This window comes from Pseudoalteromonas sp. MMG033 (assembly GCF_057197785.1).
This window is the reverse complement of the sequence record NZ_CM170070.1, coordinates 4,354,866-4,375,322: the sequence shown is the minus strand read 5'-3', so window position 1 is coordinate 4,375,322 and position 20,457 is coordinate 4,354,866. Positions and strand designations below refer to the sequence as shown.

19 protein-coding genes are annotated in these 20,457 nt (G+C 39.1%); 6 read left to right on the top strand and 13 right to left on the bottom strand.

Going from position 1 to position 20,457, the window contains the following annotated elements; genetic code table 11:
* Positions 1-32 precede the first annotated feature (32 nt).
* From AC2CZC_RS19065 to AC2CZC_RS19050, 4 genes are all read left to right on the top strand, one after another.
* Complete coding sequence (locus AC2CZC_RS19065) at positions 33-803, top strand: hypothetical protein (protein WP_484583014.1); 771 nt, start codon at positions 33-35, stop codon at positions 801-803.
* Positions 804-843: 40 nt separating this feature from the next.
* Entirely contained in the window at positions 844-1,314 is a 471-nt protein-coding gene (locus AC2CZC_RS19060; protein ID WP_484583013.1) for a hypothetical protein, read from the top strand.
* Between the two features lie 77 nt (positions 1,315-1,391).
* A complete protein-coding gene (locus tag AC2CZC_RS19055; RefSeq protein WP_484583012.1) occupies positions 1,392-1,976 on the top strand; it encodes a hypothetical protein in 585 nt (194 codons plus the stop codon).
* A 255-nt stretch (positions 1,977-2,231) separates the two neighbouring features.
* Positions 2,232-2,840, top strand: a complete 609-nt coding sequence (locus AC2CZC_RS19050) for an Nmad2 family putative nucleotide modification protein (RefSeq protein ID WP_484583011.1) — start codon at positions 2,232-2,234, stop codon at positions 2,838-2,840.
* 292 nt (positions 2,841-3,132) lie between these two features.
* Here the strand turns inward: AC2CZC_RS19050 and AC2CZC_RS19045 are convergent, their stop codons facing one another.
* The 11 genes from AC2CZC_RS19045 to AC2CZC_RS18995 form a co-directional block, all read right to left on the bottom strand.
* Positions 3,133-3,585, bottom strand: coding sequence for a DUF2799 domain-containing protein (locus AC2CZC_RS19045; RefSeq protein ID WP_484583010.1), 453 nt, complete (start codon positions 3,583-3,585; stop codon positions 3,133-3,135).
* Between the two features lie 11 nt (positions 3,586-3,596).
* Positions 3,597-4,955 (bottom strand): tetratricopeptide repeat protein, encoded by a 1,359-nt coding sequence (locus AC2CZC_RS19040; RefSeq protein ID WP_484583009.1) that lies wholly within the window; start codon positions 4,953-4,955, stop codon positions 3,597-3,599.
* A 4-nt stretch (positions 4,956-4,959) separates the two neighbouring features.
* Entirely contained in the window at positions 4,960-5,616 is a 657-nt protein-coding gene (locus AC2CZC_RS19035) for a hypothetical protein (RefSeq protein WP_484583008.1), read from the bottom strand.
* The gene (locus AC2CZC_RS19030; RefSeq protein ID WP_063363132.1) at positions 5,616-6,026 is read right to left on the bottom strand and encodes an ExbD/TolR family protein; all 411 of its coding nucleotides are present in this window, start codon (positions 6,024-6,026) and stop codon (positions 5,616-5,618) included. Before AC2CZC_RS19030 ends, AC2CZC_RS19035 begins: the two co-directional genes overlap by 1 nt.
* A complete protein-coding gene (locus AC2CZC_RS19025; RefSeq protein ID WP_063363133.1) occupies positions 6,023-6,406 on the bottom strand; it encodes a MotA/TolQ/ExbB proton channel family protein in 384 nt (127 codons plus the stop codon). Before AC2CZC_RS19025 ends, AC2CZC_RS19030 begins: the two co-directional genes overlap by 4 nt.
* Positions 6,399-7,697: a MotA/TolQ/ExbB proton channel family protein gene (locus AC2CZC_RS19020; RefSeq protein ID WP_484583007.1), complete on the bottom strand. Its 1,299-nt coding sequence runs from the start codon at positions 7,695-7,697 to the stop codon at positions 6,399-6,401. Before AC2CZC_RS19020 ends, AC2CZC_RS19025 begins: the two co-directional genes overlap by 8 nt.
* Positions 7,694-8,497, bottom strand: coding sequence for a DUF3450 family protein (locus AC2CZC_RS19015; protein ID WP_484583006.1), 804 nt, complete (start codon positions 8,495-8,497; stop codon positions 7,694-7,696). The genes AC2CZC_RS19020 and AC2CZC_RS19015 overlap by 4 nt, the downstream gene beginning before the upstream one ends.
* A 1,050-nt stretch (positions 8,498-9,547) precedes the next feature.
* Entirely contained in the window at positions 9,548-10,006 is a 459-nt protein-coding gene (locus AC2CZC_RS19010) for a DUF2799 domain-containing protein (protein WP_484583005.1), read from the bottom strand.
* 178 nt (positions 10,007-10,184) lie between these two features.
* Positions 10,185-10,547 (bottom strand): hypothetical protein, encoded by a 363-nt coding sequence (locus AC2CZC_RS19005; RefSeq protein ID WP_484583004.1) that lies wholly within the window; start codon positions 10,545-10,547, stop codon positions 10,185-10,187.
* Between the two features lie 319 nt (positions 10,548-10,866).
* A complete protein-coding gene (locus tag AC2CZC_RS19000; protein WP_484583003.1) occupies positions 10,867-13,401 on the bottom strand; it encodes a TonB-dependent receptor plug domain-containing protein in 2,535 nt (844 codons plus the stop codon).
* 122 nt (positions 13,402-13,523) lie between these two features.
* Positions 13,524-14,444 carry a LysR family transcriptional regulator gene (locus tag AC2CZC_RS18995; RefSeq protein WP_484583002.1) on the bottom strand — a complete coding sequence of 307 codons (921 nt, stop codon included), beginning with the start codon at positions 14,442-14,444 and terminating at the stop codon, positions 13,524-13,526.
* A gap of 96 nt (positions 14,445-14,540) precedes the next feature.
* On the opposite strand from AC2CZC_RS18995, the gene AC2CZC_RS18990 reads away from it, so the two are divergent.
* A complete protein-coding gene (locus tag AC2CZC_RS18990) occupies positions 14,541-14,909 on the top strand; it encodes a cupin domain-containing protein (RefSeq protein ID WP_484583001.1) in 369 nt (122 codons plus the stop codon).
* 184 nt (positions 14,910-15,093) lie between these two features.
* Positions 15,094-17,118 (top strand): methyl-accepting chemotaxis protein, encoded by a 2,025-nt coding sequence (locus tag AC2CZC_RS18985; protein ID WP_484583000.1) that lies wholly within the window; start codon positions 15,094-15,096, stop codon positions 17,116-17,118.
* Between the two features lie 96 nt (positions 17,119-17,214).
* Here AC2CZC_RS18985 and AC2CZC_RS18980 read toward each other — a convergent pair whose 3' ends face one another.
* On the bottom strand, positions 17,215-19,284 hold the full coding sequence (locus AC2CZC_RS18980; RefSeq protein ID WP_484582999.1) for a YcaO-like family protein: 2,070 nt from the start codon (positions 19,282-19,284) through the stop codon (positions 17,215-17,217).
* Entirely contained in the window at positions 19,281-20,417 is a 1,137-nt protein-coding gene (locus tag AC2CZC_RS18975; RefSeq protein ID WP_484582998.1) for an amidohydrolase family protein, read from the bottom strand. Before AC2CZC_RS18975 ends, AC2CZC_RS18980 begins: the two co-directional genes overlap by 4 nt.
* Positions 20,418-20,457 lie beyond the last annotated feature (40 nt).

Below are 20,457 nucleotides of genomic sequence, written 5' to 3'. Positions count from 1 at the left end.
TATAAAACATCGATTGTAAATAGGGGGAGTGAGTGATTTCCACTAAATTAAAGTTTATATTTTATGTATTATGCTTTTTAACAATATCCGGCCCTATAACAATAGCGCTTATTCAAGCCTATTTTGTTAACCATGAAATATCATATGACGTCACAATTTTAAGTAATTGGGTTTACGCTACAGATACTTTTGCATTACCAATCGAAGTTTTCAAAATGCTTGTTGCAATAACTACAGTTCTTGGTTTGTATTACAAAATTTCGCAAACAGAGCGCCAGATTAGTCAGCTTGAGTTGAGAGATACTTTTGCAATGCATATTGAGCATCGTAATTATATTTTAGAAGCTTTAGATGATAATCTTGGTGCTATTTCTAACGAAACTATTTTATGTGTGCAACGCTCAAAATTTTATATCAGTATGTTTCCAGAAAACGAGCCCACTAAGATGGAAAGTTATGATTTCATAGCCAAAGGGCCACCTATAGAATTTCCAAACTTTATTAGTGTATTAGATGAAGTTTGTCATCTCGTTGAGGTTAAAAGTGAATCCCCCTCCAATAAACATGTAGAATATTGGATTGGTAAGATAGGACAAGACTTTGATCCTTTCGGGTTTAGTTTTAAGCCAATAGAGTTCAGCCCTTTTGAATTAGTGAAAGTTATCGAAGTTTCAAGCTGTTTGATCGAAGTTCTTAATTTTTATTCTGTATTAAACTCGCGTGCAGTAGAAGTGAAAATTAAGTATTTCAATGCATTCATAAAAGATATGATTATTTCCCCTTATGATAAGCAAGGGTTTTAATATTGGAAAGCTAATTGGAATAACTAGGATGGAATACCGTATGGAATTGCGTTATATAGCTATCTTGATCGTGATGGTTTCGCTAAGTTTTGAATTGAAAGCCGATGTTTATAAGTGTGTTAGGGAAAATGGCACTGTTGAATACACAGATAGGCAATGTTCGGATAAATCAAAACCTGAATATGTGATCCCGAAGTATGTCAAATTCAAGTGGGGCAGCACAGCTTGCCGAGATATCAAATACTGGAAAGAGGTCATAGACAATATAACGGCACAAAATTTTCCGGCTTTCAAAAAAGCAGACGAACATTGCAAGTATCTAAGGGAGAATACGTATGTCTTAGGTATTTTGCAAAGAGAAACCTATAAGGGGACTGAGTTAGGAAAAGTAAAAGCCAGTGATGGAATTACATACTGGATAGAATTACCCGCAGTCTTACCGGTCACAGAGTCTACGCATGAACGTCCTCTCTTCTGGGTGACAGATATGAGAGATTTCACTGGCCAATGATGTCTCAAACAGGGGGCGGAGTTCGAGAATTCACCTATTTATCTAAGTTATATGATATAAAAAATTTAAGGAGAAACATGGAAGATATTACTCAAATTGGTGGTTTAATTTTAACATCACTCGGTGGTGGTGCAGTCTTGGTCTTTGCTTTATCAAGTTTTTTAGGCAAAGTATGGGCAAATCGACTTATGGAGAATGAGAAAGCAAAGCATGCCCAAGAGCTCGAAGAAATTCGGGCAAGGTTTCAAAATGAAAATCAGCAAATCCTTGCGCATCTTCAAAGTGAGATAGACGTTCTGAAAGAAGCAAAACTGAGAGATCATAATGATAAGTTGGCTATTTACAGGGTAGCGATGGAGTTGATAGCAATATCACTTGTAAAGCTTGAGATGGCAATGCTTGGAGAGAGACAGCTCACTCAGGAAGACAAAGATCAATTTCAGATTGATAGGCTAAAAGTTTATGCTCAGTTAGCTTTGACAGCACCACAAGAAATAATGGATGCAAATGATAAGCTTACAGACCACCTCATAGGAATAATTTTTAATGGCGAAGAAAGCCATTGGGAAGAACTTAGGTCTTTTTCGCTAGAGTTGGTCAATGCTATGCGAAAAGACATAGGTATTAATAAGTCTCCAATTTCTTACAATGGGAAAAGATAGCAGTATTAGCAATCGTGAGCTTTTTTCTAACTGGCAAATATGAAGAAAAAATTTCGTGAACATTGTTTTACCTGACATCGTTCATTGTCTACTTACAGATTAATGTAACTAGAATACTCATGTAATTACTCATCTTAAAAGTTTGGTGATTTCGTCCGTGGGTGTTAGGTAAAAAATTCAGTAACAATGTTATTGATTCAATTCACCTGAAAACCATACTTTAATATATTTAGACACTAACAAGGAATTAGATATTTGAACGTTTTTTCTTATGTTGTGGCCAATGATTATGGCTTTGCGCCAAATCCATATGGTGGTGTACTGACCCTAGCTACGTGTAAGCCTGTCATTAGAAGGACTGCGAGAGTAGGGGACATAATTATGGGGTTGGGCTCAGTGCGAACTGTAGGAAGTGACAGATTGGTTTATGCTGGGATCATCAGTGAAGTTGTGACCATGAGAGAGTATGGGCAAAGCGAACGATTTGCTAACAAAAGACCTGAAAATATGGAGTCTGGCGATTGTATTTATTATTGGGATGAAACTGGCGTTAAGCAAAGAGCTAATCAATTACATGGACAAGGTGATATTGAACGAGATACGAAAGGAAAAAATGTTCTTATATGCGATAGGTATTGGTATTTTGGAAATAAAGCAAGGTCAATTCCTCTTGAAGTATTGAGCGCGATTAAAATAGTGAGGGGACACAGGCGGTGTAGAGACGAAAAAGTTGTTTCTAATGTACTTCGGTTTATTGAATGTTTAGATGAAGAAACTGACGTTACACCATACCATGAAATACCCCGTTCAAGAGGTCGTTGCGCTAGCCGAAAACCTAAAATAAGTACCTGTGGTACTTGTTAATGAAAGTGGTAAGCGCATAACAAAATTACAAAGTATAATATTTTCAGTTTTTTTATTGTTTTGGGTTTAAGTGATTATTTTTACTAATGAAGTATAAGCATCAGGCGAAAATTAATCTGATTATTGTTCTGGGTTTTAATCTGATATTTTTTATAAACAATAAGTGTGAATAAAAAACACCCGCCTACTGGCCTTTATAATGTCTGTAGATTTTCAGAGCTAGTACAGCTAAGCATATCTATAGGTATTATAAAAGCCTAAACGTTATAAAATGTAAGTTCTGATACTGAGTCTAAAACGGTCCTTCTCTACTTTCACCTTGGCTAATATTATGATTATCAAGCTCTCTTTGTTCTCTGGATATAAATGATTCCATAGATTTTCTTTTTCGATTACCAGCAGTGTAGCCTTTCTTATAATCTACGCCTACATCTTGATGGCAGACATGAGAGGCGCCTAAACCATCAGTCCCATGTTTATAGCCCTGTTCAAAAGTGCAATAGGCTATAAGCCCATCGCTATATCCATCAACAAACAGGTCTTGTGCATTGCTATTTAGGTCTGCGCCACAGTCTTTTTTAACTGTGTCAAATGCTCTGACTTTGGTACCTGATTGAGCTGCTTTGTAGCCTAGCGCTTTCCAATCCTCATTGGTGCAGCTACTGTAAGTCAGCTCTTTTTTGATTGATGTGCATCCTGATAATATCATCATAAAAAGGGCAATGATGGTACCGGTTATTTTCATGTGAATTCTCCTTATAATGTGTTGGTACTTTGAGTGTTTACAATATTGGCGAGTACTTCTATCTTGTTTTGAATTCCCGGTGTTTCAGGAAACTTATTCTTAGCATCAAGCAACAAAGTATAAGCAGACTGCAGATCATCCGTATTTATGTATAGTTGAGTTCGGCCTAGCATTGCTTGTAAGCGATGGCTATCAAACGCTTCTGCACGAATGAACATTTGCTCTGCGCTAATAAATCGCTTTTGTTGTAAAAGTAATTGAGCGTAGCTGAGTAAAGCATTGGCATTATTAGCATTTAATTCGAGCGCGTTTTTGTACAGATCTGTAGCTTTTTTATGTTGTTTTTTTGCCTCTAATATCCTTGCCTGAGAGTAGAATAGAGTACTTTTTTCGGCGTTGCTTAAAGACTTTGAATCATCGAAGTGTTTGAGCAACCATTCGCTGTCCTGCCACCTGTTTGCGTCATTTAGCCAATATAAGTAATTATTGATATCTGCAAATTTTAGCTTACCTTGTTGAGCAACTCCTTTTAAGAGTTCAATTGCCCGATCATATTGGCTTTGTTCAAAATGTAGGTTTATCATCAAAAGCGTATTTTGATGGGAAATTGCCCCTAGCAAAGTTGCATACTCTAATGTCTTTAGCGCTTGTTCATTTTGCTTTTGGTCTAATTGAATAGCAGCCTTTGTTAGCCAGTAAGGTTGAGCTTTAGGGTCTTTGGCAATCAATTCCTCCAGCATCGCCAGTGCAGAAGGATACATTTTTGCTTTGACCAGCGAGGTAACTAAACCTTGCTGCCACTGAGCGTTATTGGGCTCTAAAGTATATGCTTTTTGATATGCGTAAAGTGCACTGAAAGCACCATGTTGATGCAAGTTCAAATACCCAAGTTGGCCGTGGACCATTGCATTATCTGACCCCAATGAGATAGCTTTTGCAAAGTGAGAGCGTGCGAGCTCAAAGTTTTCTTTGATAAGGTATAGCTGTCCTAAGTCCTCGTGCGCTCTGACTAACTGAGGTTTGGCTTTTAGGATGAATTGATATAGCTTTTGTGCTTTTTCGTATTCTTTTAGAGAGAAATAAACCTGAGCTTTGATCATCAAAAGTGCGGGGCTCAGTTCTACATTATAAAAAGTTTCAAGTTCTTCACTGACTTGGGCAAAGTCTTTTCTATCTAATAAAGCACTGAGTTTCTCTGCCAGTTCATACTCTTCAGGTCTAAGTGTAACTTCCCTTTCTGAGTATTGTTCACTGTATGCCGGCATGACAAACTTGACTGGCTCAAGTTCTAATTGATAACTTTTTGCTATTGTTGAATCACTGAATGAAAGGCAAGCAGTGAGCAAGAAAAATGTAAACGTCCGATTCATGTTGTTATCCATAATTGAAGTTAATACCATATAAATAAACGGCTTGGACAGCCTTTCCTTCCTTTTTGGGTACCTCAAACTTGGCGTGTTGGACCCAAGTTCTGATTGTTTCAACCATTTCTGGAAATACAGGGTCGATGATTTTTTTAACATAAGGTTTGCCGGTTTGATCGATAATGAGCTCGACCGATGTCTCTATTCTCTTTTGGCCATATTTACGTACTGACTTTGGTGGCCTTACATAACGTTGTGAAACTATTTTAGGTACTCTATCTAGATGCTCGACTTTTAACATTGGTACACTTGAAGAAAAATGGCTAACAATCTCAAGCTTGTCGAGTTCTAGTTTTGGTAATTTGATGTCTTCAAATTTTGGTACTTGCATCGTGTTCTTAATGCCATATTTCACCTTTACAGGACCACCTAACCCCATCACATTGAGTGCGGTAGAATCGCTAGCTGCCTGGCTCGTTTGTGTCAATGGCGGTGGTGGGGGGGGAGGCGTAAGCATGGCTACGTCAACCTGGTTCACGATTAATTTATCTGGTGTCTCTACATCTGCCTTGTCTAATACGACCATACCTATAAACAACGCAAATGCCAGCCCAATAGCGCTGATTGAAGTTATGACCCTCAAAATGGTTAGCTTAACTTTATTCATTACTGGCTCTTATCTGTCGCGAGGTTAATATTTGTTATGCCAGCAAGCTTTGCTTGATCGATAACCTGAACCAGTACCTCGGTTGTAACAGACTTATCAGCTTGAATAATCAAGGGGCGAGATTCTTTTCTGTTAAGGTGTTCAAGCGTACTTCTTATTCCATTGATGCCTATATTGGTGCCACCATAAACAACTTGGCCGTCACCGGTTACTGCTAATAAAAAAACATTTTTCTCAAGGTTTTCGCTTGAAACCGCAGTGGGTTTATTGATTTCCACACCAGTTTCCTTGACAAAAACAGTGGTTACAATGAAAAAAATTAACAAAATAAAAACCACATCTAACAGCGGAGCTAAATCAATTTCATTGCTTTTTTCTTGTTCAATGCGTTGCTCAAATGAAGACCTCATAAAATACCCTGCTGTTTTTTATATTTAAATAATAATAGTTGCCTTAATATTAAAGATGGGATGGCAAGTATTAGGCCCAGTTTGGTGGTGATCAGTGCGCTTGAGATCCCGCCCGACATTACGGCCTGTTGGCTGAGTGCGTCAAAAATAGAAATAAACTCAAATGTATCGAGTAACCCTTGTATTGTGCCAAGCAATCCCAATAACGGCTGAGACGCAATCAGTGCGAGTAAACCCATTTGCCAGTTATGTGCATCATTAAGCCAGTCATGGTTTACCGGTCTAAAGTACAACGTAAGAATGATGTAATACGTATAACTCGCTATCAGCAAAAGCGCTATGATGACCTTATTTGAGAGTAAAGATGTTAAGTCATTCATGCTGTTTTCTCGCGTTACTCACTTCTAATTTGCTCAGTTGTAATGCCAGTGATTCCAAAGAAGACTGGAAACTTTTCACTTTTCTTCCTAACAAGGCGCCCATGATCAAAGAGGGGATGGCAACGATTAACCCAAGCTCAGTCGTTATTAATGCTTGAGAGATACCGCCTGACACCACTGATGCGTCCCCTGAGCCAAATATATTCATCATCATAAATGTGTGGATCATGCCAGAAACAGTACCCAATAGACCGAGCAAGGGAGCCACTGCTGCGCAGGTTGTGATAACTCCGAGGTATTTTTCGTTATGTGCTTTATGCTTCGAAAGTTCAGCAATCAATAAGTCATCTCGCTTTTGGGAGATGACATTGTTTTCAATCACTAGCATTAGTGATTTTTGAATTGGCTCTAAACCTTTTAGCAAATTATCAAAGTCCTGTGTATCGAGTGGTTTATTAGTATATTGCTTGACTTTGACCTCTAGCTCTTTGAGGCTAGGTAACTTTAATAGCTGAAATGATTTGAACAAAGCAATAACCAGTGCTGCTAGTGCGAATGAAATGATAGGAATGGCCCAAGTGCCACCGCGTTCTATGTATTCAATGAAAGATGTATTTGTTTGAGAAAGCTTGTTAGCATTACCGAGTGTAGGGTCAAAATGTATATAAGATCTCCCTGTTTCTTTCAGTGCCAACATATTTTCATGAAAATCATGACTTGAGTTAATTGGGGCAACACGCGCTGTTTCATTGTTGATGCTCTTCGTAACGATACCTGCTTCCTCAGCGTTCATTGCGAACTGTAAAGGACCAAGCTTGATACTATCAAACGTTTTAAGTTTATTATCACTACCAATTAATTGTTTGGTTGAAAAAGTAGGAGTTAATAAAGCATTGAATTGACTTATGATAGTGGCGGTATTAATTCCCGAATGATCGTTTGAAATATGACTTTTCGTCTGCTGCTCAAATGATGAAATCAGCTGAAATTGATAGTTTTGCTGCGCGAACCATTGCTGATTGCGACTTTTTAAGTTATCGATACTTAAGAGTTGCTCATCCTCTAATCTGCGTATGTTTTTAGCTTGTTCGCGCAGAGATTTTACTTTTAACAGCTGCGCTTGAAGCTTTTTGGCTAATATTTTGTGTTCTTTATCTATTTTTTTTTGTGTTTGACTTAACTTCGCAGTGGAGTCTGAAATTCTCTTTAACAGTACCGAACTTTCAGCTGAAGAGCTGATAGAATTAAAGCTTGCTGCGAGCAGTAAGATGAAAATCGTTGTGCGCATCATAGTTTACCTCCTTGCTGATTGATGATTGCGAGTGGTAATTGTATAAATCTGGCATCTGTGGGTTGTTTGAGTATGTTAGTGACTGATAACACTTGCTCATTTGACAAAGGCAGATTGAGTGTTTGATTCGCTTGCTGATTATGCCACCACTTCCATTGCGCTTCGTCACTGCGCCCATACCCATAAAGTTCTTGATCAATAGATACATACCAGCCTTGGGATAGACCCAGATAAACTTGCTCTGCGAGAACTGTTTCATTTGAGTCTGCAAGTTCTATCAAGCCCGTATGGAAGACAACGCGTTCATCGAAATCATATGCCTGCTTAAAGATTTTTAGAAGCGACTCTAGCTTTTGAGAGTTTGGCTTATTTTCGATTGAGGGCAATGTTGTCTGCCATTGTTGCTGTAAGGGGGTTGGTAATCGAGCCTTAATAGTATGCACATAGCTTACAAGTGTATCCATTTCTTTGCTCAGTTTGGCATCAAACTGTTCAAATTCATTTTGCTGTGAAATTAACTCTTCTCGTTGCTCAGATACTTCATTTTTATTGCTATTGCTTCGTGCGATGAGTTCCTCTATGGCCTTTTGCTCTCTTTGTAATAAAGAAAGCTGTTGCTCTAACCGTTCTTTTCGTTCACTCCAAGCCGACTGAAGTGCGCTATTTTGTTTTTCTAAATCTAACCATTTCTCAACAAGCTGTATATCTTCACTTTCACCTGCTAACGTTGATGAAGTCAATAAAGTAACTGTTATGCACAAAGTGCCTGAAAAAGCGGTCAGAAAAAATTTCCCTATCATTTTAGTCACATTTTAGTTTGTTTTTTATCCTTATAATTATATTAGGAACACCCTTATTTAAATGTCAAACAGTGTATATTTCGTCCAATAATTGCATGAATTTTTCTAAAGTTCTGTTGTAGAGTTTGGTGGTTTATAGCTCTAAAAATGTGTGGTAAGTATTATAATTTGGTATGTATAGTCAAAAAATCGCTTGCTATAATTATATTAATGAAGCAGTGTGATTATTTTTCAATCAAATTGTGACAGTGATATTTCGAAAATATAAGCCCGTTAAGTATGCACAGATAAAGCTATCCGTGCACATGGTTAAATTTAAAAGCTATCGGTTTCTTTTTCGTAGTAGGCCATACCATCAAAAAATACCTATGTGGATTATGCACTGCGTCGTTGCAGATATAGTTAAGTTGGCAAAAGGTTCAATCTACAAGCCAGTAATATTTACAGTACTTGGGAATTGATAACCAGCTGTAGCGGTAGTCACAAGTGAACCGTCACCTTCCTGTAACTGGCTTGTTGTAAAGATGATGATCTAGAACCTGTTGATTGGGCAGCTCTAACTGTAATGCTTTTCTTGGTAGGTTATATTGTGGATCTGAATTACTTGATAGAGATTATGGGCATCCAATTTAAAGTTAAGGGAATAATGATTAATTTTAATCGACTTTCATGGTTGTTTGCCAATATTCATTGCTAAAACCAAAGTGATCACTAAGTGTTTTTACACTGTCTTGCTTAATAAGTGAGATAATTTGTGTTTTAGCTGCATGATTGCATCTTTATCACAGTAGATATGGGGTGCTTTTCCAATTGTGCATAAGCCTCAAAAATTCAAATTACGAAAACTAATGAGGCTTCACTAAATCAAAGCTGAGGTGGTAAAATTTAGAAATAACATAAATCTTGAATCTTGTATTTACTTGAAAAATATGTGGTTTAAGGATATGAAAATTTAGTTCACGCCTGACAATTACGTAAAGGGGCAGCTGACTTATCAAGTCTGAGCTAGTACCAATCAAAATTGATCATCAGCCATTGGAACCCACTTATTCACTTCATGTTTGGTTTTGGTGCTTTTTTGCTTATTTGGCTTTGTTTATGCCGGTATACCTCTCTTTTTTGTCTCGCCATATATTCTTCAATTTCTGTACGTTTACGCTGCCCATGTGCAAACCCTTTTTGATAAGCTTGGTGTAATTCAACGGGGCAAATGCTCGCTTTTGAGTTACCTTCGACCGCACTTTGATAGCCGGTTTCAAAAGTACAATACTCAAATAAACCTGAACTATAACCATTGACAAATTTATCTTGTGCATCGGGACTTAGAGTATCTCCACAAGTTTGCTTTACAGCATCAAAAAACCTAACATTCTCGCCTGACATAGCTGTTTTATGACCAAGAGCTTGCCAATCTTCTGAACTACAATTGGCGTAGTCAAATGTGTACTTTGTCGAGCTACATCCTGCGATTAATATAATACAAATAGGCCAGAGTGTGATACGAACCATCTTATTCTCCTTATACTTTTCTAGTACTTTTAAAATTAATAATATTTATAAGTAAGTCTCTTTTTTTGGCTATTCATTGGACATGGATATACGTATTTTTCATCAATGAATAATTCATAAAAGCGGTATTTAATTTATCGGTGTTGATATAAATTTGGGCACGACCTAAAAGCGCTTGTCAATTTATTGCTTCAATTTCTTTTGAGCGAATATATGTTTGCTCGGCTTTTATAATATGTTTTTGCTGTAGAAGCAGGTTGACATGGCTGAATGTGCCTTTGTCATTAATATGAAGACTTAACTGAAACAGGTAGTGATTTATCTCTGCAAATTGCGTAGGTTGACTTTTTACTTGTATTGCTGAAGGGGATGTTGTTGCCTGCACGAATGTAGTTAATGCACTTTTCTGCTTTTCAAGGTTCAACCACTGTTCGATCAGCTTTGTTTCATCTGTTGCTTTTACAGAGCATGTGCTGAATAGCAGTATTATTATACTTAAACACCTTTGTTTAACGCTCAAAGGAATAATCTTAAATGTCATACTAGGTACTTTTTGGTTAAGTTTTGTTCGTTTTGTATATTAAGAACAATGACGTTTTTTTGTCAAACAGGCAGATTTGCTTAGATTTTTTAGTTGAAAAATATTGAAGTGAAAAGCCGCAGAATTGAATTAAATTGGTAAAGATGTTGATAGTTGAGTATTAGACACTGTGTCATGGTTGTTTATTTAAAATAAAAACTTACTCATTATTTTTTGTGAATATGGCGTTTTTTCAATCAGAGAAATAGTATGAATGAAATATATAACAAAATGAAATGTCCATGTATTGATTAAACGGTCAATACATGGACTGTATTATTTAAAAGCTAAAATTAATTTTTGCGTAGTAGGTCATCCCATCAAAACCGTATGGTAAAGCCCTAAGTGGATAACGCATTGCGCCGTTGGTGATAAAGTTGAGTACCTCATCTTCGCCTAACTCGTTTGGTGTTTTATCAAAGATGTTGTCTATACCGACTGATAAATCCAAGTTGTCATTAATTTGATAGCCAAAGTTCACATCAACTAATACCGCTGACTCAACAACGCTATTTTCTTGCCAGTGATTGGTTGGCGATAAGAAGTCAGGTAGTACAATATGTTTACCCGCAAAGTAGGAGACTTCGGTTTTTCCGAAGTAATTTAAACGCAGTAGCGATGACCACTTATCCTTTTTATAGTCAAAAGTAAGCGTTGCACGTTCTTGTGGTTGTCCGTGGGTCAGGAAAGACTGAGTTTGCTCATCTAATGCGATGTCTTCGGATATGCCTTGTGGTGTATTGATTTTATCAATCGTGGTTTCATTTTTGTTTGCAGCAAACGTGACTTCCAGTTCACCAGCAGCAACCTCGGTTGAGTATGAAGCGATTAAATCAATCCCTTTGGTTGTTGAATCAAGTGAGTTAGAGAAGAAATTAGCTTGCACTGCGCCAGATGCTTTAAGCGCTGCATTGGCTTCTGGGAAGTTTGTCAGCGCTTCGCTATCAATACCAATGAAACTGCCTAAATTGATACGGTCATAAATCTTGATTTGATAGAAGTCTAACGTAATGGATAGATCATTACTGGCGTCCCACGCTAAGCCTAAGTTTAAGTTGTCAGAAGACTCAAGCTTTAAGCCATCTATACCTAAAGCACTTGGGAATGGAGAGCCAGCTGTTGCAGTGAAAGAAGTCGCAAGTGAACCGTCACCACCTAAACTTGTTGTAAATGCACTATAACCGGCTTGCTGTAAAGACGGTGCCCTAAACCCTGTTGATGCAGCCGCTCTAACAGCAAAGTCTTCAGTGACTTCATAGCGTGTAGCGAGCTTCCAAATGGTTTCGTCACCAGAATCTGAAACATCTTCGTATCTGAGTGCACCACTGACTAACCAATACTCGTTCAGTAGCGTTTCTGCTTCGACATAAATTGCGTGGCTAGAGCGGTCAGCTTTGTTAGCGGCATCTGGTCTCAAACCTTGATAAGCTTGGAATCCACAGTCAGCAAACACGCTTGAGTCCATGACTGATGGGAATGAGCTCGCAGCATTTGATGCGCCACATGCGTAAGATGCGACTTCACCGGGTACAATCTCGTAATTTTCTTTACGATATTCCGCACCAATTGAAATATAGATTGGCTCTGCATCACCGCGCTCAATGACGCCATTTACGTCAAAATTTGTTGTCCACTGGTCAAACCTAAAGCCACCGGAATACCCACCTTGTGGCCCTGAGTTCTCTCTGATCTGTTCGTCACTCGCGTTGGGGTTATTAGCCAAGTACTCAGCTGCATATGAGGCATTAATCGTGTTCGACGACGAGTAATCGTACTTGTTTTGACCATATACATTAGAGAAGTCGAAACTCCAATCTGGATTGATATCTCCTTTAAGGCCAACGGCAAATGATATGTCATCCGCTTCGTTATCTATACGAGGTAAAAAGCCGTCAGGGTATACTTGAGGAACGTTACGCTCTGCGCGATTAAAATCACGGTAAAAACCATTACCAAATGCTGTTCTGTTAGAGTATCCGCCAAATGAATAAAGCTCCTTGTCACCAACAGGCAGTGCGGCATTAAAGAAGATGGATGTGAATTCACTATCAGAGTTGCCTTGTCGCCACCTCACCGTATCGGATAATTCACCTGCAGGGATTGTTGATGAGCCACCAGTATCGCGCTCGGCGCGGTTAGTGCCTTCGGCATCTCTATATTCTAAAGAGAAGTTGACAAAGCCACCTTCATTACCGATATCAAAGCCTCTGTTTAACCCAAACGCATACGTGTCGCCATCACCTTCGCCGGTCGCACTGCCTTGGAAAAAACCCGTGGTCACGCCGGTTGTGTCATTTAAAGATAAATTAATTACCCCAGCGATAGCGTCAGAGCCATATCGAGCTGCGGCCCCATCTCGCAGTATCTCAACATTTTTAAGTGCCATCATTGGAATTGAGTTCATATCTGTGCCGGCAGCGCCCGCACCGACTGTTCCCGTTAGACCAAAAATGGCTTGAGTGTGCCTTCTCTTACCGTTGATAAGTACTAATGTTTGGTCTGGTTGTAATCCCCTAAGTGTTGCCGGGCGGAATAAATCAGAGCCATCTGATACTTGCGTTCTGCTAAAGTTAAATGAGGGCGCAATTGACTGTAAGCTTTGCCCAAGCTCAGTGTAGCCCCCTTTATTAAGCTGCTCAGTATCAAGAATATCAATGGGTGATGTTGATTCAGTTGCCGTGCGGTTTGAAACTTTTGACCCTAATACTGAGATGGTTTCGATTTTTGTGTCTGTTGATTCTGCTTGTGACGCGAAAGATGCTGTGCTTGCTAACAGGGCAAGCGCGATTGGTGATAGTTTGAGAGATCCTGTCATAACTTACTACTCTATATTTTTATTTGTTTTAAAGGCTTAGCCTAAGTTCAAGTTGTCATAAAAAAATCTCAAGCGCAACAGTTTTGTATCTATAATGTAAACTTTATGGTGTTTTTCATTGTTTAGTCTGACTGTGTTGCAATTGCTGCAATCTCATCAAGTGTGTTTTTTAGCCAATTCAGGCCAGTGTCTAAATTGAAAGCTCGGTGCCACGCCATATACAAGCGATAAGGTGGTAAAGAGATTGGTGGAGAATAAATATTAACTAGCGCCTTATCATTAGGCGAGATAGAGAGCGCTGGAACCGTTGCTATCAAGTCACTAGTTGCTACTAAGCTGACAGCCTGCATAAGATGGGGCGTGATGGCTGCAATGTGTCTTTTTGCATTAGTTTTATTCAATTCAATATCTAAACTGCCATATTCTTGTCCCCAAGGTGAGATCAAAATGTGGTGTGCTTGCAAATAACAAGCAAGTGAGAGTTCGTCGTTAATGAGTGAATGATTTTTACGTGCAATTACGCGGTAATCGCCGCTCAATAACATTTTATGTTCAATATCGGCGCCAAGGTCATCAGCGTGGTTGAAGGTTAAAACGAGATCGATTTCATTTTTTGCCAAAGCGCCGTGAGGCAGCTGTGATTCCAAATCAACCACTTTAATTTTTATGTTGGAGCGTGATGCGCAAAGCTTGGCAATCAGAGGGTATACAAAAAGCTTAGTTATGAAATCTGTGGTAGCTATAGTGAATTGTCGCTCTGAGGTTGCGACATCGAATTTATCTAAACTACAGGCTACTTGGTTAAGTAATGCGACACCTTGCTGAGCAAGCGGCTGGATCATGAGTGCTTTTTTTGTTGGTTTCATCTCACCTTGTTGGCGCACAAATAAGGGATCATCAAATGCAAGCCTAAGGCGTTTTAATGCATGGCTCATAGCTGACTGGCTTAAGTTGAGTAACTCAGAAGCGCCTGACACACTGCGAGTTTGGTATAAGGCGTCTAAAACAAGCCATAAGTTTTGGTCAAATTGTCTTAAGTTCATAATTATGCATGTTGTTCATATTAATCTGAAAAATGTACATTTGATTCATGGTTGTTGGCAACATATTCTTGGTGAAAAGCAATAAAGGGGTAAGTGATGAAGAATTCAAATGTAATTAATTTTGCGCAAAAGTTGTCATTATTTAATGAGTATTGGTCACCCAAAGTGGTGGCGCAAATGAACGACTATCAACTTAAACTTGTGAAAATCTCTGGTGAATTTACTTGGCATCAACATGACGATACGGATGAGGTGTTTATCGTCATAGAAGGGGAGCTAGATATTCATTTTAGAGATAGAGTTGAGCATTTAAGCCGTGGCGAAATGTACGTTGTCAAAAAAGGCGAGGAGCACAAGCCTGTGTCGATGAGGGAGTGCCATATCTTGATTATCGAACCAAAAGGAGTAATTAATACAGGAGATGCTGGAGGTGAATTAACCGCGTCCAATGATGTCTGGATATAACGTACAGGTTAAAATAGCACGTATAAACAGGCATTTTCACGACTGTTTTAAACTATTTAAAGCCTAAATTGGTGATTTTATCTCTACTAACTAAACTATCTAAATAGAATTTTGATAGTTTCCACCAAAGCATAAAACCAAGCTGGTGTAGGGATTTATGTGTTAGTAGAGGTTGGGTCTGGCTATGCTTAGACAGTTATCAATTAAACAAAAAATCATCATGGGCTTTGGTGCTATTGGTGGTTTACTGATCATCGCATGCACACTGGCCTATGTTGCGCTATCTCACATCAGCGATTCAAACAAGCAAGTGCGTGAAGTGACGTTGCCCAGCCAGCACGCGGTAGAAGCGCTCAAGTTGCAAGAATTAAGGTTGGCAATGCAAGTTGCACAAACCTTCAATATGCAGATGCACGATGAAGTGACCAACGCTTCTTCTCAAATTCAATCCACTTTACTGCAAAGGCATGAACTGACGAATCAATTAAACTCAAAATTGGCACATGCTCCTGAATTAAAAGCCTTGCTAGTCAAAACTGAAAAGAATATGTCAAAGCTCGAGCAAGCAGTAAATAATATGTTGTCGCTCAAATTATCGCTGATTGAAACCCAAAAAAGCCTTAACTTAACGCTTCAAAAGTTGATAGGTAACAGACAAAAAGCCAGTGACGCCATGTTAAGCATTGAGTTAGTTGAAAATGCGCCACAAGTGCAATTAGAAGAGATGATAGGGACGGGGTTTCGTATTGATGATGCACTGTTCACCCTAGACAATAACATACAGCAAATTATGAATTTGCCTGAAGAAAAAATAGAATCGCACAAAAGTGATGTGTCTTTCATCATCAAGGACATTGAAAATAATTTCGTTTTTTTGCAGCGTCAATCGCAAGGAGTAGATATTGGTGGGGTGTTTTCTGAGTTTAGTGCAGCGTTAGAGGAGCTAAATCAGTTGTTAATCAACCCAGGTGAAGCCTATGATTTGCTGAATGAGAGGGCGAGGCTTGAAGCAGAAGTGGTGATGAAGTACCGAGAAGCTGAAAATTACTCTCAAAGCGTGCTTAATTCACTCAGTAAAATGAGAGATAAAACCAAACTGTCTTTAACCATGTCGCAGCAATCCACTGAGGAGCTAATCAAGAATGCTAAAACGGGTAGTATTATAGTGGTTTTAACTCTGGTTGGGCTCGCAATTATCATTGCGACATCGACTAGCAGGGCAATGTTGATACCCTTGTTATCAGTTAATAAAGTATTGAATTATCTCGCTGTTGGTGACTTTTCCCTTGATATTAAAAAACGTAGTGACGATGAATTTGGCAACTTGGTCGATAACATCAAAAAAGTACAAACGAGCTTGAGTGACCTTCTTCACGACATCAACCTTAAAATCAGTGAGTTGAACGCATTTTCTGAGAAGTCATTGCAAGAAAATAATGGACTAGCAGGGCGCTCCTCATCTCAAATGGTACGCATGGATGATGCGACGAATTTGGCGCAAGCGGTTTCTAAATCCGCTGTGCAAGTCTCACTGAGTGCGAAGCAAAGTTTGGATAGCCTGACGCAGGCCAATGAGTTTGGCGCACAGGCCTCGAATGTGGTGGTAGACAATCAATCTCATATTCAATCTCTAGAAAATAAAATGAATCAGGCTGTCGAAGTCATGTCTAGCTTAAGTGAACACAGCGCTAACATAGGATCTATATTAGATACAATCGTCTCGATTGCAGAGCAGACTAATTTACTTGCCTTAAATGCTGCAATAGAAGCAGCAAGAGCTGGTGAACAGGGAAGGGGGTTTGCAGTGGTTGCAGACGAAGTTCGTACTTTGGCTTCAAGGACGCAGGATTCAACGGAAGAGATCAACAAGATGATTTCGTCATTACAGCGTGATACAAAACGCGCAGCCGAGGTCATTAATAGCGGGCAGGCAGATGTATCGGAGTGTGTAGCGCAAATAAAAGTGCTGGCGATGGATATTGATCAAATAAGCAATTCATTAGTCGAAGTTAATGGCTTGAGTAAGCAAGTGGCTGAATATGCGCACTTGCAAGAAGAAGATTGCCAGCGTATCGAAACCGTGATGTTAGAAGCCAAAGAGGTGGCGAGTTGTAATGTGTCATCGACAAAAGCGTTGGCGAAAGATGCTGAATCTTTGACTAACTTAGCAAGGTTTTTAGCTCAGCTGGTGGCACGATTTAGGTTGTAATACCGTTGAGGGGCTTGAGTGAGATTCAATTTCTAAGACAATGTGTTTATTAATAAGAATAGAAGGCACGTGCGCAAAACGAGTGCCTTAAAGCGTTTAGATGTATAGACCTTGTTGGTTAATTGTATTTTCATTTAATGGCTCGTCTCGCAAGCCAAGTTTAACCGGCGTACTATACAGCCTTTGATTGTCTAGCTGAGGCCATATATGGCAAAGACCAGGTACAAACACTTTCGCTGTTTTTATAGGTATAGGCTCTTGGGAGTAATCTAATACGAGTGTTTCCATACCTAGACCTTTAAGTTGCTCAACCACTGCTAGTACATCTAACTTTAGGTCTCCGCTTGGCTCCAATTTAGGGCAAACAGCACTAGAATTGCTATTAGGTATCAAAAAGTCTTCTTTCTCAATTGCATCAAAGTCGAAAGGTGCATCATTTTGATCTCTAATAGGGATAAGCTGACATAATTCCGTTAATGCTCTTTGTGCAGCCATCTCAGGCTTTATGTGGCAACCAAACCCAAATACCCAGCCTGATGTCGACTTATTTTTGCCTATCGCACCCATGACAGAAACGCCTGTGTCAATTGTAAGGTCTAGCACCCAATACTCGTGATTTGCAGAGATAGTCTGGTGGAGTGGCTCAAGATAGTTTGTATCCAAAGAGCTGAGGTCGAAGCTAGGGCGTGGTAGTTGATTGTACCACCATATAGCAACTGCATCCCGTTCAATAAGCTCAAACAACCCTTGCATAATAGCTTCTTCAATGTTGTTTCCTGCTGCACAGCCATTGGAGTGCCACTTACCGTATTTATCCTCTTCGTATGGTGTATTCGCAAAGCATAGTACATAAGGGAGGTATACAGGTTCGTTTTGACTAAGTGACCAAGTTTGTTGCCAATTGATATGCTCATCGTCAAATTTGATAACTGCTTGAGCTCTTTTAGAGTCAGTATCTGCTGAGTCAGCGAACTTTGCATACTGATGGTTGCTATAAGGTGTAAGTTGATGAAAGCTGTAACTTCGGTGAGGCAAGCTTGATTTGTGTGCAAAGAGCGAAGGAATTATATTCCTAAATTGTGCATTTTTTCGCTCAATACTCTCGCATAGAGCACTGGCCATAGACTGGGCTTGGCTAACCCCTTTGCCAAGGCTAACCTGCACAAAGCTGTTGTTGTTTACGTTGTTAATATCCTTGACAGGGAGGCTCTTAAAAAACGCGGTTTTAAAAATAGATATCGAGCTTTGATTAGCTGAAGGGAGGGCTTCAATATGGGTTATTTGCCCAACAATAGGGCTAATAAACGGCCTTAGGCGCTCGACTGTCTGTTCAGCAGAAATGCATCGGGATCCGCCATCATTGTCAAATGCTACTGGTCGAGATTGCAAATATACTTGTTCAATGATATCTGTTGCTGTTATGGGCTGGTATGAGTGTTTATTAGTGATATCTTCTTTGTATGTATGCTCTATGAGTACTTTTTGCTGCTCCTGACCAGTTAAATGGGGTAAGAGAATCTCTTTTATTCTGTTTATATGATTGTCTTTTAATGATGTACTCAGCTGGATATCAGTAGACATGGCCACACAAGAATCCGTGTATGCCTCTAATAATTTTAAAACAGGTTTATTGGATTTCAGTGTATTATCAAAAATTTTTAACTCTGAAAATGTAGATAAAACTGGGCTGATCATTAATTTTGTATCAGTAGTTGCGATTAAACACACTGGGTGATCTGGGTTGAGATGCCGTAGGTTTTTTGCGTAAAAGTTTGCTGCAATAAGGGTATCGGATATAACGAGTTGAATATTGCTTGATGGTAAGCCAATTCCATCGGCTGGAATATCTAAGTCACTATAAATATTTTCAGAAAGTTTATTTAGTGTTCTCGGCTTCTCAAGAATTTTATCACCAGTACAATCCGTAATGTAAAGCTGATTAGATAGAAAATACTCACATATTGAAAGAAAGCGATTTGCTTGTTCATCACACTTTGCGAGTTGAACAATTTCCCTGCAAGTTTTGTGTCCATCAATCAAATGCAAAAGAGGGAATGATTTCTCTTCAAATAGAAACTCTCCGTCTGCATTTAAAACTATCAAGTTATTGTTAGGCAGTTTCGTCACATGATAATTTTGTTGCCACCTTAAAATGGTGTCTCTCATAACTTGAACAGCCTTTTTGGATTTGTTTCTAAAATATCATTGATCTGAGCTTGCGATAGTTCAGGCAGTTCTTCAGCTATTTGCTTTAAATCAAAATGTAAATGATCTGGATGCGGAAAGTCACTACCAAAAATAAGCTTTTCATGCCCGATAGCTTTGAGTGTATCTGCAATTGGCTCTCCAATTTCAACGGCGACCCAACATTGCCTTTTGAAATATTCCGAAGGAAGCATTTTAATATTACTGTCAGTAAGGCTTGGGAATTCGTTGTAACAAATATTATCTAAACGCCAAAGCAAACCTGCAACCCATGAGCAACCTGCTTCTAAAAACACGAATTGCAGTTTAGGGTGACGCTCTAATACTCCGCCTTCTAACAAATCAATGAACGCCATTTGTGCTTCCATTACGTGAGAGCATGCATGTAATGAAAACCTAGATGTGAACCTATCTATACCAACTGTTTGCCCTTGTAAATGTGTACCTCCATGAAATGTGACCGCAATGTTGTTGTCCTCACAAGCTTGCCAAAATTCTTCATTGTCTGGGTGACTGAGGTTTTTTCCTAAAATAGGTTCTGGTCTTATTGTGATGGCTCGCCAACCTTTTTTACTGATCTCCTCAACTTGTTGCATTAATGAACTTGTATCGTGACGGCTGACTATACCAACAGGGATTAATCTACTTTGATCAAATGAGCAAAAATCTTGTAGCCAATGATTATAAGCCTGAGCATATTGAAGAGAAGTTTCAGGGTCAACTTTTTCATGATTAACAATATAACCCGTAAAAGTTGGAAAGATTAGAGCAACAGATATATTGGTCTCGTTCATAGATACAATTTGACCAGCTGGCGTTTTCGCTAAAGAGCGCTCCCTGCTGCTGGAACTTCCGACTAGGGCAGTAGCAATTTGCATCTCTAGCCCCCAATTACTGAGGATATCGTAGTCTCCAACTTTATAGATGGGTGGTAAACTTACATCAGCGAATCCATCACGGACTCTTTTTGCGCGTTTTTCATCCGAATCTGTTTCGAAACGAATTTCAAAGCCATTCAGAGTTTCAGGCTTTAAATATTGTTGCCACATACCAAGTTCTTCCATAATGTGGCGATCACAGTCAATAACAATCATAAAAGTTCTCCGGTAAGGGGCTATGATTAGCCCCTTTTCT